The organism is Delftia sp. WSY_12 (assembly GCF_043104645.1).
GTDB classification, from domain to species: Bacteria; Pseudomonadota; Gammaproteobacteria; order Burkholderiales; family Burkholderiaceae_C; genus Comamonas; species Comamonas tsuruhatensis.
Map to the genome: position 1 here is coordinate 20,955 of NZ_JBICKW010000020.1, position 15,709 is coordinate 36,663.

The following is a 15,709-nucleotide window of genomic DNA, read 5'->3' on the forward strand; positions in this document are numbered from 1 at the left end:
TTGTTCGTCTGGCGTGACGCGGGTTTGGCTTTTTTGACCCTGCCGGGTGGTGTTTTTTCGAGGCCGGGTCTCGGCCCGGCGGCCGACCTACTTTCCTTTGTTTCGCCAAAGGAAAGTAGGCAAAGCAAAGGCGACCCGAATGCCCGCGACCCCTTCGCTGCGCTGCGGGGCAACCTGCGTCGGGCCGCCTGCGGGGTTCGCCGTGAAACTCACTTCGCGCTGCGCGCTCCGTTCAGACAATCACGGCGAGTCAGATGACGAAGCAGTCCTGTCCTGCGGCAGGACTGCAACCCCGCAGGCGGCCCGACGCAGGCGCGGGCATACGGGAGGGGGAGCGGAGCGGACTGCCCGGGGCAGGAGCCGCTGGGCGCGGCTGATTGTTCTGGTTTTCTGGATGATCCATCCCGGCTGCGCCGGTTTATCGCGGGGGGCTGGCTGCCTAAGCTGGGTGCTTCATCCAAGCACAAGGAGCGTTTCCATGGCAGACCATTCCATTCGCGGCAAGGTCGCATTGATTGCAGGCGGCGGCAAGAATCTGGGCGGGCTGATTGCCCGTGATCTGGCGGGGCACGGCGCGCGGGCCGTGGTGGTGCACTACAACAGCGAGTCTTCCCGGGCTGAGGCAGAGACCACGGTGGCCGCAGTGCGTGCGCTGGGCGCAGAGGCCGTGGCGCTGCAGGGCGACCTCACCCGTGCTGGCGCTGTCGAGCGGTTTTTTGCAGAGGCCGTGGACGCCGTGGGCCGGCCGGACATTGCCATCAACACCGTGGGCAAGGTGCTCAAGAAGCCGCTGATGGAGATCAGCGAGGCGGAGTACGACGAGATGGCTGCCGTCAACGGCAAGTCGGCGTTTTTCTTCCTCAAGGAGGCGGGGCGCCATGTCAACGACCACGGCAAGATCGTGACCCTGGTGACTTCGCTGCTGGGCGCGTTCACGCCGTTCTATTCCTCCTACGCGGGCACCAAGGCGCCGGTGGAGCATTTCACGCGGGCGGCGGCCAAGGAGTTCGGGGCGCGGGGCATTTCGGTCACGGCCGTGGGGCCGGGGCCCATGGACACGCCGTTCTTCTACGGCCAGGAAGGCGCGGACGCCGTGGCCTATCACAAGAGCGCGGCGGCGCTGTCGCCGTTCTCGCCCTCGGGGCTGACGCATATCGAAGACGTGGTGCCCTTCATCCGCCACCTGGTCAGCGACGGCTGGTGGATCACCGGGCAGACCATCCTGATCAACGGCGGCTACACCACCAAGTAGGCCAAGTAGAAGGACCGCTGCACGGACTATGCTGCGTCCCATGGACCGACTCGACCGATACCGGATCTTCATGCAGGTGGCCGAGATGGGCAGCTTCATCAAGGCCGCCCATGCGCTGGACCTGCCGCGCGCCACGGTCTCCGCCGCCGTGCAGCAGTTGGAGGAGCAGGTGGGCGCAAGACTCCTGCACCGCACCACGCGCCAAGTCAGCCTGACGGCAGACGGCGCCCAGTTGCTGGAGCGTGTGCGCCCGCTGCTGTCAGAGGCCGAGGATGTGGAGCAGATGTTCCAAGCCCGCACGCGCCAGGCCACGGGCCGGCTGCATGTGGACGTGCCCAGCCGCATCGCGCGCCGCCTGCTGGCGCCTGCGCTGTCGGGGCTCATGCGCCGGCACCCGGGGCTGCAACTGGTGCTGGGCTCGTCAGACCGCGCCATCGACCTGGTGCAGGAAGGCGTGGACTGCGCCGTGCGCGTGGGCACGCTGCATGACAGCAGCCTGGTCGTGCGCCCGCTGGGCTGCATTGCCCTCATCAACTGCGCCAGCCCCGCCTACCTGCGCGAGCACGGCCTGCCCGAGCAGCCGCAGGACCTGCTGCACGGCCACTGGAGCGTGGGCTATGCCTCGCCGCGCACGGGGCGGGAACTGCCCTGGGAATGGAGTGGGACGAGCAATGTGGATGGGGTAGATGGGGAGGACGGGCCGCAGACCCTGGCCGTGCCCAGCCGCGTGGTGACCAACAATGCAGAAAGCTATATCGCCTGCTGCCGCGCCGGCCTGGGGCTCATCCAGATCCCGCGCTATGACGTGCAGCACCTGCTGGACACGGGCGAGCTGGTGGAAGTGCTGCCCGCCCACCGCGCAGCGCCCATGCCCGTGGCGCTGCTGTATCCGCACCGCCGCCAGCGCTCGCGCCGGCTGGCGGTTTTCATCGATTGGTTCGAGGCGCTGATGCGGCCGAACCTGGAGCCGTAGGCGCAACCCCGGCCGCCCCAGTCACCGCAGCCGCCCCGGCCGCAGGGTGGGGCTGGGCCCCATCGTCGTCATGAATGGGCCGGTAACCGGGCCCGAAGGACACATCGCCCAGCCGCCAGCCCTCGCGCCGGCGAAACGCTCCCCAGAACCGCTTGAGCGTATGCCACTGCATGGCGACCAGCCCGCGCTCGTTGTCGGCATCCACCTCGGGGTCGCTCACGCCCGTGGGGCGCACGGGCTCGTTGGTGTACAGCGCGGTGCCAAACAGCATGTCCCACCAGGGCAGCACCTGCCCAAAATTGCAGTTGTGGCGCGTGGGCCGATCCGGGTCGCGCAGCATGTGGTGGTGGCGGTGGAACAGCGGGCCCACCAGCACCCGCTCGCCCACGCGGCCCAGCCAGCCCAGGCGCAGCCGCACATTGGCGTGCGAGAAGTTCTGCACCAGCTCGCTGAGCAACCCCAACAGCGCAAATTCGGAAGGCTCCACCCCCATCGCCAGCCCCACCGTGGCCAGGATGAAGGACTGCAGCATGCCGTCCAGGTAGTGGCTGCGGTCATTGCTCCAGCAGCTCATCTGGCGCTGGCTGTGGTGCATGCTGTGCATGGCCCACCACCAGGGAATCACATGCTGGGCGCGGTGCATCCAGTAATACACCAGGTCGTAGACCACGTAGTACACCAGGAACAGCGCCACCGGATGGTCCGCAAACCACGGCACCCAGTGCTTGAGCCCCGTGGCCTCCTCGGCCGCAGGCCCGCCGCCCAGCATGCTGGCAAACGGCATCAGCACCAGAAAACTGAACAGCGGAAACAGCCCCAGCAGCATCAGCAGCGTGTAGTTGCGGTCCACCGTGGTCAGCCGCCGATCGCTCCAGCGCTCGGCTGGAAACAGACTCTCCAACGGCCGCATCACGCCCGCGATCAGGAACAACTGCAGCGCCGCAATCAGCACCGCCTCGGCAATCTCACGCGGATCGCCGGCCGCCTGGGCGATGTCCAGCCAGTGGACGGTGGGGGTTACGGCGTAGGTGGCGAGCCAGGTGATGGCTGCCTGCCACAGCTCGGTCAGTGAAGTCATGTCTTGTGCCTGCAAGAAGGGCCGGGGAGGGCTGGGGGTTGCGGGCGGGATTATGGGGTGGGGGTGTGGAGGGAGTGTGTGGGGGGATGTTGACGTAGCAAGCGCCTGTGTCTACCCGTTGCCGTCGTTCGAGGCATAGCCAGTAACAGGCTGTTTTGCAGGGAAGCCGCCGATCACTAGCAGCGGGCGTACTCGCTTTGACACACTGCAAGCGGTCGTTTGGTGAGGCGATCCGCACAGAAGTGGGTCAAACTTTCCCTCCCACCCCCTTGAACTTCTCAACAAAGGCAGCGATTTTCTGAAAGACTGTCTGCTTCTTGGTCTTGAACTGAGGATTCAAGGGACTCATCTTGGGCAGAACCGCGTTGAGCTCCGTCCCGTTCTCGCTGGCGAACTCCCGCTTAAGTGAGGTACTGATGTATCGTCTGGCTGCCTCTGCGTTGAGGCTCTCGGTGGTGATCAACTCCTGCGCTTCGCGCTGCTGCTCCGCTTGAGCAAACTTGAAGAACGCATCAATCACGCTGGCCTTGTCACCGATCTGGTCCAAATCGGTCTGGTTGATGAAGTCCACCACCAGACTTTCTTTCGCGCGGTTGCCCAGGCTGGCGCGAATCACGCGCCGCACTTCATCCACCAGTTCCGACTTGCTCTTGGTCTTCTTGTTGTGCTCGAAGATCAGTTCAAGGATGTAGTCCAGGTTGATTTCCTGTGACTTCAATAGGTCCACCTCAAAGACCACGTCATCCCAGTCAATGGTGGACTTCTCCTTCTCGGCCCCCGCCTTCTCTCGGCGTAGCCAGTCGCGCACGTCGTTGTAGGTCGAGCGATAGTCCTGAACCTTCCGCTCGGGCGGGAGCGTGATGGCTTGCAGCGCGATCAGATCTTCATCACTCAGGTAGTGCTTGGCCTTAAACGTCTCAACAGCGGCAGGGGCAGCAAGATCGACGCTTTGCAACTCCTTCAAGCTGGCAAACTCGTCGTAGTTCTGCAGCACGTTCTCGACGCGTAGGTACTCGCCAAATAGCTTGGCGAAGGACTTCTTGTCGGCCTCCTTCTCTATGGCGGCAGGGTTTGGGAAGCGTGCTTCTAGTTCCTGCACCACGTCCATAAAGCCTCGCCGTGCCTCACCTGTAGCCGCGTCGGTGAAGCCTTCCATGTACTCCTTGTAGCTTTTCTCCAGCACCACGTTCTTGGTATTCTTGTTGCCGAACAGGGTGATGGCGTCGATGGTCGCCTGCTCCAGGTCACGAAAGGTAATGATGTTGCCGAACGTCTTGGTGGCGTCGAAGATGCGGTTGGTGCGCGAGTAGGCCTGCATTAGTCCGTGGAAGCGCAGATTTTTGTCCACAAATAGCGTGTTGAGCGTGGGGGCATCAAAGCCGGTAAGAAACATGCCCACCACGATGAGCAGGTCGATCTCCTTGGCTTTGACCTGCTTGGCCAGATCCCGGTAATAATTCTGGAAGCCGTTGCTGTCCACGCTGAAGTTGGTCCTGAACAGGGCGTTGTAGTCGGCGATGGCCGCGCTCAAGAACTCCTTGGCGCTGCTGTTCATGGCCGACACATCAAAGCTCTCGTCCTGGATGTCTCCGATCGCGTCTTGCTCCTCGTTGGCGGCGAACGAGAAGATGGTCGCCACTTTCAGCGGCTTGTTGCTGGTCTTTTGCAGCTCCTTGAAACACTCGTAGTACAGCTTGGCCGCATCCACGCTGCTGACGGCAAACATGGCGTTGAAGCCCTTGTTGCCAGCATGCAAGCGGTGGGTCTTCTGCCGGAAGTTGTTGAGGATGTACTGGGTGATCTCGCGGATGCGATCGGGGTGCTGCAGGGCTTGCTTGTTCTCTGCCGCACTCAGCTTCTTCTCGTCCTGCTCGGTCTCGATGGCTTTGAATTGCGGGCGCACATCGTTGTAATCTACCTTGAACTTCAGGACCTTCTCATCACGGATGGCATCGGTGATCACGTACGAGTGCAGCTCACGGCCGAACACGCTGGCCGTGGTCTCGGCGCCCGAAGCGTTCTCCTGAAAGATGGGCGTTCCGGTGAAGCCGAACTGGCAGAACTTCTTGAACTTCTTCTTCAGGTTCTTCTGGGCTTCACCAAACTGGCTGCGGTGGCATTCATCGAAGATGAATACCACCTGCTTGCCATAGATCGGCAGATCCGCCTCGCTCTTCATCAAGTTGTTGAGCTTCTGGATGGTAGTGACGACGATCTTGTTGTCGTCTTTCTCCAGGTTGCGCTTTAGACCTGCCGTGCTGTCAGAGCCGTTGACGCTGTCGGGCGAGAACCGCTGGTACTCCTTCATGGTCTGGTAATCCAGATCCTTGCGATCCACGACGAAGAAGACCTTGTCGATGAAATCGAGCTCAGTGGCCAAGCGCGCGGCTTTGAAGCTGGTCAGTGTCTTGCCTGAGCCTGTGGTGTGCCATATGAAGCCACCGCTCTCCGTATTGCTCCAGTTCTTGGCCTGATGGCTGCTCTTGATCTTCCACAGGATGCGTTCCGTGGCGGCGATCTGGTAGGGGCGCATCACCAGCAGCGTGTTGCTGACGTCGAACACGGAGTAATGCAGCAGCACATTGAGCAGCGTGTGCTTCTGGAAGAAGGTGGCCGTGAAGTCCTTCAGGTCCTTGATCAGCGTGTTGTCCGACTTCGCCCAGTTCATGGTGAAGTCGAAGCTGTTCTTGTTGCGCTGCGTGGTGTTGGCGAAGTAGCGGCTGTCGGTGCCGTTGGAGATCACGAACAGCTGCAGGAACTTGAACAAGGACTGCTCGCTGTTGAAGCTCTCCTTGCTGTAACGGTGCACCTGATTGAAGGCTTCGCGGATGGCCACACCGCGCTTCTTCAGCTCCACCTGTACCAGCGGCAGGCCATTGACCAGAATCGTCACGTCATAACGGTTGGCGTGGCTGCCCGTCTGCTCAAACTGCTTGATCACCTGCACCTTGTTGCGGGTGATGATTTTCTTGTCCAGCAGGTAGATGTTCTGGATGCGCCCGTCGTCAAAGACGAAGTCGTGGATGTAGTCGTCGTGGATCTTGCGGGTCTTCTCCACGATGCCATCACTGGGCTTGTCCAGCCAGCTCTCGACAAAGCGCGACCACTCGCCATCGGTGAACTGCACGGCGTTGAGTGCTTGCAGTTGGGTGCGCACATTCGCCAATAAGCCAGCAGGCGTCTTGATAGCCGATGCGAACTCGTAGCCTTGGTTAACCAGATCCTGGATCAGTTCACGCTCAAGATCACTTTCGCTCTGGTAGCTCTCTGCGACCTTCCACTCGCGGGTGTACTGGTCGAGGACGATGAAGTTCTTGGACTCTGCGATGGCCTTGTAGTCAAGCATGCTCAGCCTCTTGTTTCTTGAAGCGGTAGGTTTCGCTCAAAAACGAAACCAATTGAGCAAGCCTTTCTTTATCAGAGTCTTCGATCTCAGTAACTTCTTCGCCCGCATGCGCGGAATGACTAGACAAGTTCAAGATTCTGTTTGCAAATGGATCTGGGACACCACCTGAGGTTTTTTCAAGTAGATCCTCCCACCGAGGATATCCTAGGAAGGTGGCGGTCTTCTCGAGAATATTTCTCAAGAAATTGAAGTGAAATTTTCTAATCTGATTGGCACTTATTGCCGCCCTCAACTCCGACAACAAAAATAAGTGATAAGAAAACGGGTGGTCATTGGAGGCTAGCAATTCAAAGCCGCCATCTGACTTCTTCTGAAGTCGATATTTTTCGGACTGATCGCGCTTGTAGAGCTTTGTCGAGGTTCCGTCCTGATTGGTTCTCTTTAAATCATTGCTCAACTCATTGAATAAGACGTTGTAAAAAAGAGGGCTGTGCGTTGTGACGACGAATCTCAGCCCTTTGCCGTCTACATAACGACTTCTTTTAATCAGGCCAGCCAGATCAACCGCGAGCGCGATAAGATGACTATCATCCAGTGAGCTAACTGGGTCGTCAATGAAGACATATTCAAGGTTGTTGAATGTTTGGGTGACCCTATTCTCCACCTTGGGTTCATCCAGTGTGGAAACCACTTGCTGGAGAAGAGTAAAGAAGACGCTCCAGATAAAGTTACTCTCCTCACCCTTGGATATCTTTATGTTTTTGTATTGCCCTTGGACCACAGGTTGCTCGTGATTTGCGGAAGCCGAGCCGGATTGCGTTCCTTCGGGAAGACGGGTTGCTACCTGAAAAACAATTTCCAAGAAGGCAGGAACGGTAATTTCCACCTCTTTTCCGTTAAAGTCTTTGACTTTCTTCTTGTATTCCTCATTGAAGACAGGATTAGCATTGCTGCCCGTATATCGCTGAAAGTTCGCGGCAATATTCCCATCTTCACCCAACTCTTTGAGCAATGAAATGAGCCAGTCCGTGAATGTATTCGGCTGAATTTTCAGCTTCGGCTCAGAGTCGGCCTCTAAATCGTTATCCCAGTAGAACAAATCTTCGGTAAAGGCGCTGTAGTAAAGTACCTTATTGCGCGAAAGCTCTGCTTCGTCATCGTTATCACCCTCATTTTTCTTAGGGGCAACAAGGTCCTTGAACCCACGGGAAAGTCGTGTTTTTCCTGATCCATTGAAAGCATAGATCAGCTGCACTTTCTTGTTGGCGTCGTTTAGTTGCTTGGCGATGTCTTCTAGTTTTTTGCTCACTTTATGCCCCCAATGCCTCTGGTTTTGAGAAGCTCAACAGCAGGTCGCGGTAATGCTCGTATTGCTTCTGGCGCAATTCAATTTCGCGCGGCAAGCCATCGCTGATAGAGCCAGCCAAGGCATCGAATTTATCCAAGATGTCGACGATTCGCTTCTTATCTTCTGGGGATGGATTCGGGATGCGAATGCTTTCTAGGCTCTTTTTATTCAGCTTTGGCTGCGCAGCTCCCGAGATGTAGGGCGTCAGGTCGATACTGTTCAAGTAGTATTCAATGTACTTGCGATCAGCATATGTCTTGAATTTCAGTACGTGAGCATGATTGTTCACCCAGCTCTTTCCACTGATACTAAATGCGATTGGCGTGTTTCGCGCCAACAAATTCGCCCCATCTTCGGAAACAAGCAAAAGATCGCAATCAAAGATGTAGTCCTTGACATAGTCAACGATCCCCGACGCTCCGTAATAAGGAATATCACCTGGCTCTCTTAGTCCACTCGTGATTGGCTTTCGCATTGAATCAAGATTCTCTGCAATAACCCCAAGCGCCTTCCATTCAACGTCACTATCGTCAAAACTCAACAACTGATCACGATAGTATTTGTATTGTTTCCTGCGGGCAGTCAGCTCAGCGGTCAGCTCAGCGGTCAGCTCGGTGAAGGCGTCCAGGATGCGGACGATTTCGGCTTGGATTTCAAGCGATTTTTTTGGATTGTCGGGGCAGGGGATGGGTACTTGTATCTTCCTAAACCTCTCTTTGGAAATATTGAAGCGAGTGACGCCGCTTGCGGTTTTTGCAATTTCCATCCGCATGAAGCTACTTCTAAAAAGATGCTTCACAAAGCCTGGACTCAGAGGGATGTCTTGGTTGAACCTGACCCCAAAAGAAAAACTGTTTAGATAGATCGGACCTTCGAAATCCTCGACGACCACCGAGGACATGCCGGCTTCTTCCGCAATTTCGGAAGATCCAGTGAACAAAACGTCACCAATCTTAATGCTGTTCTGCTTTTCTGATTCTGACACCTTCACATTTTCAAGGCAGGAAAAATCAATGCTTGAATTTGCGAAGATGTTTTTGTACGTTACATACTTGGCACATCCTCCCTCAAAGTCTTTCTTGCTTTTTCCAGTGAGCCCCCCGTAGAAAGACGAGATTTCTCCCAGTGGCCGCCACTGAACATCAGCTTCGTCCAAAATCTTGACCAAGAAGTTCACGTCGCTCATGCCTCCAGCTCCTCGCCTTCAATTTCAGCGACGATGGCATCAATATCCCTGCGAAGCTGGTCAATCCTGGCTACAGTGGTTTTCAGTTCAGCGTTGAGCTGAGCAATATCTACCACTTCGCGGGTGTCGCGCGCTTCGATATAGTTGCTGACCGACAGGTTGTAGTCATTGGCCGCCACTTGCTCCAAGGGCACGGACTTGGCGAAGTGCTCGACGTTGGCCTTGCTGTCGAACACGGCCATGATTTGCTCGATATGCGAATCCAGCAGGACGTTGTTATTGGTTTCTTTTTTGAATAGTCCGCTGGCATCGATGAACTGAGTAGGCGTGTCTTTCTTGTTTTTTGCCAGCACCAGAATGTTCACCGCAATGGTTGTGCCGTAAAACAGGTTGGGCGCGAGCGAGATCACGGTTTCGACGTAGTTGTTATCCACCAGATACTGGCGGATTTTCTGCTCGGCCCCGCCCCGGTAGAAAATGCCAGGGAAACAGACAATCGCCGCGCGGCCTTTGCTGGAGAGGTAGTTGAGCGCGTGCAATACAAAGGCAAAGTCGGCCTTGGACTTGGGCGCGAGCACACCAGCCGGGGCAAAGCGTTCGTCGTTGATAAGCGTGGGGTCGTCGCTGCCGATCCACTTCACCGAATACGGCGGGTTGGAGACGATGGCGTCAAATGGCCGGTCTTCAGCGAAATGCGGCTCTTCCAACGTGTTGCCCAACTGGATGTTGAACTTGTCGTAGTTCACGTTGTGCAAGAACATATTCATCCGCGCCAAGTTGTACGTGGTGTGGTTGATTTCTTGCCCGAAGAAACCGTCTTCGATCAAGTGCTGATCGAAGTGCTTCTTGGCTTGCAGCAACAACGAGCCAGAACCGCAGGCGGGGTCATAAATCCTGTTGACGCTGGTTTGCTTGTGCATCGCAAGCTGTGCGATCAGCTTGGACACATGCTGCGGCGTGAAAAACTCGCCGCCCGACTTGCCCGCGTTCGCCGCGTAGTTCGAAATCAGGAATTCGTAGGCATCGCCGAAAAGGTCGATGTGACTGGCGTCGAAGCCACCGAAGTCCAGCTCCGCCACGCGTTTGAGCACTTTGGAAAGGCGATCGTTCTTGTCTCTGACAGTGTTGCCAAGGCGGTTGCTGGTGGTATCAAAATCGGCAAACAGGCCTTTGATGTCGCGCTCGGAGGGGTAACCGTTGGCGGAAGCTTCGATGGCGGCAAAGATGTTGGCCAGATCAGTGTTCAAGCTTTCGTTGGTGTTGGCGTTGGCCGCGACGTTGACGAACAGCTGGCTGGGGTAGATGAAGTAGCCCTTGGTCTTGATAGCGTCATCTTTGGCGGCTTCGATGTTCTCGTCACCGTCCGCCATGGCAGCGTAATCCACACTGGCGTCCCCGCCGCTAATGTAGTCAATAAAGTTCTCGCTGATGAAGCGATAGAACAGGGCTCCAAGTACATACTGCTTGAAGTCCCAGCCGTCGACAGCTCCGCGCACATCATTGGCGATTTGCCAGATGCGGCGTTGCAATTCGGCGCGTTGTTGGATGCTTGTCATGATATTTTGGGGAAAGTGTTGCGGGTGCGAGGCCTTGGACCTACGCGTGTTCTTGCGGGAAACGCGTAGGTCAACGGTCTGTTTTTGGGCGCCAGTCTACATGCGGGCGGAGGGCTCACCGTCTCTCCGATGCCAGAAGGTGTGCTGCGTCTGGTGCAGTGGCGCTTCCCGGCATCTGTCCAGACTGTCTGAGGTTGGAGACTTTGGTGTTAGCGCCGCCAGCCTGTGGGCTGCCCGCGAGTCAAGCCAGCCAGGCAACACAGCGTGGAGTTAAAGAAAACGTAGCCCAGACCACCCCCTGAACTAAGAATTGCGCGACATGACTCATGCAAAGCAAGCTTCGACGGAGCGCTCAACCCCGCCCTCCCAACCCAACCTCGAAGACTTGTCCATCGACGCCGTCCTGCACCTGGGCGCCGCCCTGGATGTTCTGGACCTGCACGCCCGCCACAACATCACGGCCATCAACTGCGTCTGCCGCGACCTGCTGCGCATCTACTACGCCAAGGCCGATCAGGCGCAGTCGCTGGAGCCGCAGGACAAGGAACTGCTGGGCCTGCTGCACGACACGGCGGTGGACCTGGGCTATGCCGTCGAGGTGGTGGACCATCTCAATGGCGATGAGGCCGATGACCCCATCCTCTATGCCGTGAGCTATCTGCTCAAGGCGGCCAAGCGGTTTGCGGATGAGGGCGTGGCGGCGGCGCTTGCCGTGAAGGGATAGGGCGCAGGGCTGCCGCCTGCGTTGCAGGGGCCGGGCTTCAGGGGCAGGGTTTGAGGTGGGCGGCCGTGGCCTGTTCGGTGAGCGGGTCTTCGGCCAGGGCCTGCAGCAGTGCGTCCAGCAAGCCGGGGAAGCGCGCATCCAGATCTTCGCGGCGCAGGGAGAGCAGGTTTTCGCGGCCATCGGGGCGCTGCCAGATCACGCCGCTGTCGCGCAGCACGCGCCAGTGGTGGGTCATGGTGGATTTGGACTGGCCTTGCAAGAGCGAGCCGCAGGCGCGCTCATGGCCTGCGGCCAGCGCGCGCACCACGGCCAGGCGCAGGGGGTTGCCCAGGGCGTTGAGCAGGTTTTCCAGGCGTATCTGTTCGCGGTCGGGGTGGTTGGCAAGCATGAATCGTCCAGTCGATGGGGCGCCACTGTGCCATGGAAGCAATGCCGCACGTCGCTGATGCGGCGTGGCGCGGGCAGTTATCTGGCAGACAGGGGCATGGCGCGGTGAAAACATGAATCGTTCTGCAAGAAGTTGCGGAAGATAGTACGATTGTCTTCGTACATTCAAATTGTCATCAACCCTCATTCAACCCCCGCGAGAATCCCAGCCCACGGCAGATCCACGCATCAACGCTTATCAGCACCCAGGAGTCCTTTCATGGCCCGCCACACCCCCATAGAACGCTATCGCAACATTGGTATCTCCGCGCACATCGATGCCGGCAAGACCACCACGACCGAGCGCATCCTGTTCTACACCGGGGTGAGCCACAAGCTGGGCGAGGTGCACGAGGGCGCCGCCATCATGGACTGGATGGAGCAGGAGCAGGAGCGCGGCATCACCATCACCTCGGCGGCCACGACCTGCTTCTGGAAGGGCATGGACGGCCGCTTTGACCAGCACCGCATCAACATCATCGACACCCCGGGCCACGTGGACTTCACGATTGAAGTGGAGCGCTCCATGCGCGTGCTCGACGGCGCCGTCATGGTCTATGACGCCGTGGGCGGTGTGCAGCCGCAGTCCGAGACGGTCTGGCGCCAGGCCAACAAGTACAAGGTGCCGCGCCTGGCCTTCGTCAACAAGATGGACCGCACGGGCGCGGATTTTCTGCGCGTGCGGCAGATGATGATCGACCGCCTCAAGGCCAACCCGGTGCCCATCGTGCTGCCCATTGGCGCGGAGCAGCAGTTCACCGGCGTGGTGGACCTGCTCAAGATGAAGGCCATCATCTGGGACGAGGCCACGCAGGGCATGAAGTTCGAGTACCAGGACATTCCCGCAGCCATGGTGGCAGACGCCAGGAAGTGGCGCGAGTCCATGGTGGAGGCGTCTGCCGAGGCCAGCGAAGACCTGATGAACCGCTACCTGGAAGAGGGCGACCTGCCCGAGGCCGACATCCTGCGCGGCCTGCGCCTGCGCACCATTGCGGGTGAGATCCAGCCCATGCTGTGCGGCTCGGCCTTCAAGAACAAGGGTGTGCAGCGCCTGCTGGACGCCGTGGTCGAGCTCATGCCTTCGCCGCTGGAAGTGCCGCCCGTGGAAGGCCATGCGGAAGACGGCTCCATCATCGTGCGCCATGCCGATGACAGCGAGAAGTTCTCTGCCCTGGCCTTCAAGCTGATGACCGACCCCTTCGTGGGCCAGCTCACCTTTGTGCGCGTCTACTCGGGCGTGCTCAACAAGGGCGACAGCGTGCTCAACTCCGTCAAGGACAAGAAGGAGCGCATCGGCCGCATCGTGCAGATGCATGCCAATGAACGCCTGGAGGTCGATGAAATCCACGCCGGCGACATTGCCGCCTGCGTGGGCCTGAAGGACGTGACCACGGGCGAGACCCTGTGCGACCCGTCCGCGCCCATCGTGCTGGAGAAGATGGTCTTCCCCGAGCCCGTCATCGCCCAGGCCGTGGAGCCCAAGTCCAAGGCCGACCAGGAAAAGATGGGCATCGCCCTGTCGCGCCTGGCGGCCGAAGACCCGTCGTTCCGCGTGCGCACCGATGAGGAATCGGGCCAGACCATCATTGCCGGCATGGGCGAGCTGCACCTGGAAATCATCGTGGACCGCATGAAGCGCGAGTTCAACGTGGAAGCCAACGTGGGCAAGCCCCAGGTGGCCTACCGCGAGACCATCCGCAAGAAAGTCACCGATGTGGACGGCAAGTTCGTGCGCCAGTCCGGCGGCAAGGGCCAGTACGGCCACGTGGTCTTCACGGTGGAGCCGCAGGAACCCGGCAAGGGCTTCGAGTTCGTAGACGCCATCAAGGGCGGCGTGGTGCCGCGCGAGTACATCCCTGCGGTGGAAAAGGGCGTGGTCGAGGCCCTGACTTCCGGTGTGCTGGCCGGCTACCCCGTGGTGGACGTCAAGGTCACGTTGACCTTCGGCTCGTACCACGACGTGGACTCCAACGAAATGGCCTTCAAGATGGCGGCCATCTTCGGCTTCAAGGAAGCTGCCAAGAAGGCCAGCCCCGTCATCCTGGAGCCCATGATGGCCGTGGAAGTCGAGACGCCTGAGGACTACGCCGGCACCGTCATGGGCGACCTGTCCTCGCGGCGCGGCATGGTGCAGGGCATGGACGACATGGCCGGCGGCGGCAAGTCCATCAAGGCCGAAGTGCCGCTGTCCGAAATGTTCGGCTACGCCACCTCCCTGCGCTCGCAAACGCAAGGCCGTGCCACCTACTCCATGGAGTTCAAGCACTACGCCGAAGCACCGCGCAACGTGGCCGAGGCCGTGATCAACGCACGCGCGAGGTAAAAGAGGCGGCAAACGTGCAGCGGGCAGCATGCTGTCCCTGACCCTGGCCCCCCTCACCCCTCCCGTATGCCCACGCCTGCGTCGGGCCGCCTGCGGGGTTGCAGTCCTGCCGAAGGACAGGACTGCCTCGTCAACTGACTCGCCGTGATGTTTGAGTGAAGCGCGCAGCGCGCAACGAGTTTCACGGCGAACCCCGCAGGCGGCCCGGCGCAGGTTGCCCGCAGCGAAGCGAAGGGACGTGGACATTCGGGTCGCCTTCTTTGATCTGACCTTTCTTGGCGAATCAAGAAAGGGCAGTCGGCCGCCGGGCCGAGACCCGACCCCGAAAAGCCACCCCCCGGCAGGGGCAAAAAGCGCACCGAACCCACGCCCAACGAAAAACAGCTCCTTGAAGGAGCTGTTTTTCATAAGAGAGGAGAAGCCGAAATCAAGCCTCAGGCTGCTGCTCAGACTCAGCAGTTTCAGCATCAGCGACGGGAGCCGCCTCTCCAGAATCAGACAGCGCCTGCCGCACACCCGCCTTCTCCCCAGCAGAAGCAAACTTGCTGTACTTGCCAACGATGCCGACCAGCGCACCATAGATGCGCGGATTGCCCGCCAGGCATTCCTTCTGCTCCAGGAAATCCGCCTCGCCCGTGAAGTTGCCGACCAGGCCACCGGCCTCGGTCACCAGCAGGCTGCCGGCGGCCACGTCCCAGATCTGCAGGCCGCTTTCGAAGAAGCCGTCTGCAAAGCCGGCTGCCACGTAGGCCAGGTCCAGCGCGGCGGCGCCGGGGCGGCGCACGCCTGCGGTTTCCTGCATCACGTCGCCCAGCATGTTCATGTACTGCTTGAAGTTGTCGCCACGGCGGAAGGGGAAGCCGGTGGAGATCAGGCTGTCCTTGAGCTGGATGCGCTTGGACACGCGGATGCGGCGGTCATTCAGGTAGGCGCCGCGGCCGCGCGTGGCCGTGAACAGGTCGTTGCGCGAGGGGTCGTACACCACGGCATGCTCCACCTTGCCCTTGAAGGACAGGGCAATGCTCACGCAGTACACGGGGAAGCCGTGGATGAAGTTGGTGGTGCCGTCCAGCGGATCGATGATCCAGACGTAGTCGGAGTTCTTGGCGCCGAACTCGTTGCCCGATTCCTCGGCCAGGATGCCGTGGCCCGGGTAGGCGCCCAGCAAGGTTTCGATGATGGCCTGCTCGGCCGCCTTGTCCACCTCGGTCACAAAGTCGTTGACCTGCTTTTGTGCGACACGCACGGATTCCACGTCAAGAGCCGCGCGGTTGATGATGGCGCCGGCGGCGCGTGCGGCCTTGATGGCCACGTTGAGCATGGGATGCAGGTTGGTCGACATAGATTGTGAGGCGTAGGCGGAGCAGCGGCTGTGCAAGGAGAGGACGGTCCTCTCTGGCAAAAGCAGGCTGTTTGACGCGGGTAAGAACGGAAAAAGCCGCGTCCGGCGATGCGGGGCGGCGACAATAGCGCGCAATTTTACCCGCCTTGTCCGTT

Annotated in this window: 11 protein-coding genes; 4 read left to right on the forward strand and 7 right to left on the reverse strand. The window is 59.3% G+C overall.

All coding sequences use genetic code 11. The annotated features are described in order from the left end of the window. Positions 1-478: 478 nt before the first annotated feature. Both ACF8LI_RS11705 and ACF8LI_RS11710 read left to right on the forward strand, forming a co-directional pair. Positions 479-1,252, forward strand: a complete 774-nt coding sequence (locus ACF8LI_RS11705; RefSeq protein WP_016449673.1) for an SDR family oxidoreductase — start codon at positions 479-481, stop codon at positions 1,250-1,252. Positions 1,253-1,292: 40 nt separating this feature from the next. Further along, entirely contained in the window at positions 1,293-2,225 is a 933-nt protein-coding gene (locus tag ACF8LI_RS11710; protein WP_392414281.1) for a LysR substrate-binding domain-containing protein, read from the forward strand. Here the strand turns inward: ACF8LI_RS11710 and ACF8LI_RS11715 are convergent. The 5 genes from ACF8LI_RS11715 to ACF8LI_RS11735 all read right to left on the reverse strand — a co-directional run bounded on the left by ACF8LI_RS11715 (position 2,179) and on the right by ACF8LI_RS11735 (position 10,739). Further along, positions 2,179-3,303: a sterol desaturase family protein gene (locus ACF8LI_RS11715; protein WP_392414282.1), complete on the reverse strand. Its 1,125-nt coding sequence runs from the start codon at positions 3,301-3,303 to the stop codon at positions 2,179-2,181. The genes ACF8LI_RS11710 and ACF8LI_RS11715 overlap by 47 nt on opposite strands. Positions 3,304-3,550: 247 nt before the next feature. Beyond that, on the reverse strand, positions 3,551-6,649 hold the full coding sequence (locus tag ACF8LI_RS11720; RefSeq protein ID WP_392414283.1) for an HsdR family type I site-specific deoxyribonuclease: 3,099 nt from the start codon (positions 6,647-6,649) through the stop codon (positions 3,551-3,553). After that, a complete protein-coding gene (locus ACF8LI_RS11725; protein ID WP_151019460.1) occupies positions 6,642-7,958 on the reverse strand; it encodes an AAA family ATPase in 1,317 nt (438 codons plus the stop codon). The genes ACF8LI_RS11720 and ACF8LI_RS11725 overlap by 8 nt, the downstream gene beginning before the upstream one ends. Before the next feature lies 1 nt (position 7,959). Continuing rightward, positions 7,960-9,183: a restriction endonuclease subunit S gene (locus ACF8LI_RS11730; protein WP_392414284.1), complete on the reverse strand. Its 1,224-nt coding sequence runs from the start codon at positions 9,181-9,183 to the stop codon at positions 7,960-7,962. Then, positions 9,180-10,739, reverse strand: coding sequence for a type I restriction-modification system subunit M (locus ACF8LI_RS11735; protein ID WP_392414285.1), 1,560 nt, complete (start codon positions 10,737-10,739; stop codon positions 9,180-9,182). Before ACF8LI_RS11735 ends, ACF8LI_RS11730 begins: the two co-directional genes overlap by 4 nt. Before the next feature lie 319 nt (positions 10,740-11,058). Between ACF8LI_RS11735 and ACF8LI_RS11740 the strand changes: the two genes are divergently transcribed. Beyond that, a complete protein-coding gene (locus ACF8LI_RS11740) occupies positions 11,059-11,463 on the forward strand; it encodes a hypothetical protein (RefSeq protein ID WP_392414286.1) in 405 nt (134 codons plus the stop codon). 37 nt (positions 11,464-11,500) lie between these two features. On the opposite strand, the gene ACF8LI_RS11745 is transcribed toward ACF8LI_RS11740, so the two are convergent. After that, complete coding sequence (locus ACF8LI_RS11745) at positions 11,501-11,851, reverse strand: helix-turn-helix transcriptional regulator (protein ID WP_012204227.1); 351 nt, start codon at positions 11,849-11,851, stop codon at positions 11,501-11,503. A gap of 258 nt (positions 11,852-12,109) precedes the next feature. Between ACF8LI_RS11745 and fusA the strand changes: the two genes are divergently transcribed. Further along, complete coding sequence (fusA, locus tag ACF8LI_RS11750) at positions 12,110-14,212, forward strand: elongation factor G (protein WP_392414287.1); 2,103 nt, start codon at positions 12,110-12,112, stop codon at positions 14,210-14,212. A 427-nt stretch (positions 14,213-14,639) separates the two neighbouring features. On the opposite strand, the gene ACF8LI_RS11755 is transcribed toward fusA, so the two are convergent. Further along, positions 14,640-15,554: an inositol monophosphatase family protein gene (locus tag ACF8LI_RS11755; RefSeq protein WP_016449664.1), complete on the reverse strand. Its 915-nt coding sequence runs from the start codon at positions 15,552-15,554 to the stop codon at positions 14,640-14,642. Between the last annotated feature and the right edge of the window lie 155 nt (positions 15,555-15,709).

Excerpts from the sequence above, each read along its gene's own strand:
- ACF8LI_RS11705 (WP_016449673.1), top strand. The coding sequence starts at position 479 with ATGGCAGACCATTCCATTCGCGGCAAGGTCGCATTGATTGCAGGCGGC.
- ACF8LI_RS11740 (WP_392414286.1), top strand. The coding sequence starts at position 11,059 with ATGACTCATGCAAAGCAAGCTTCGACGGAGCGCTCAACCCCGCCCTCC.
- fusA (WP_392414287.1), top strand. The coding sequence starts at position 12,110 with ATGGCCCGCCACACCCCCATAGAACGCTATCGCAACATTGGTATCTCC.
- ACF8LI_RS11730 (WP_392414284.1), bottom strand. The coding sequence starts at position 9,183 with ATGAGCGACGTGAACTTCTTGGTCAAGATTTTGGACGAAGCTGATGTT.
- ACF8LI_RS11710 (WP_392414281.1), top strand. The coding sequence starts at position 1,293 with ATGGACCGACTCGACCGATACCGGATCTTCATGCAGGTGGCCGAGATG.
- ACF8LI_RS11745 (WP_012204227.1), bottom strand. The coding sequence starts at position 11,851 with ATGCTTGCCAACCACCCCGACCGCGAACAGATACGCCTGGAAAACCTG.
- ACF8LI_RS11715 (WP_392414282.1), bottom strand. The coding sequence starts at position 3,303 with ATGACTTCACTGACCGAGCTGTGGCAGGCAGCCATCACCTGGCTCGCC.
- ACF8LI_RS11720 (WP_392414283.1), bottom strand. The coding sequence starts at position 6,649 with ATGCTTGACTACAAGGCCATCGCAGAGTCCAAGAACTTCATCGTCCTC.
- ACF8LI_RS11735 (WP_392414285.1), bottom strand. The coding sequence starts at position 10,739 with ATGACAAGCATCCAACAACGCGCCGAATTGCAACGCCGCATCTGGCAA.
- ACF8LI_RS11755 (WP_016449664.1), bottom strand. The coding sequence starts at position 15,554 with ATGTCGACCAACCTGCATCCCATGCTCAACGTGGCCATCAAGGCCGCA.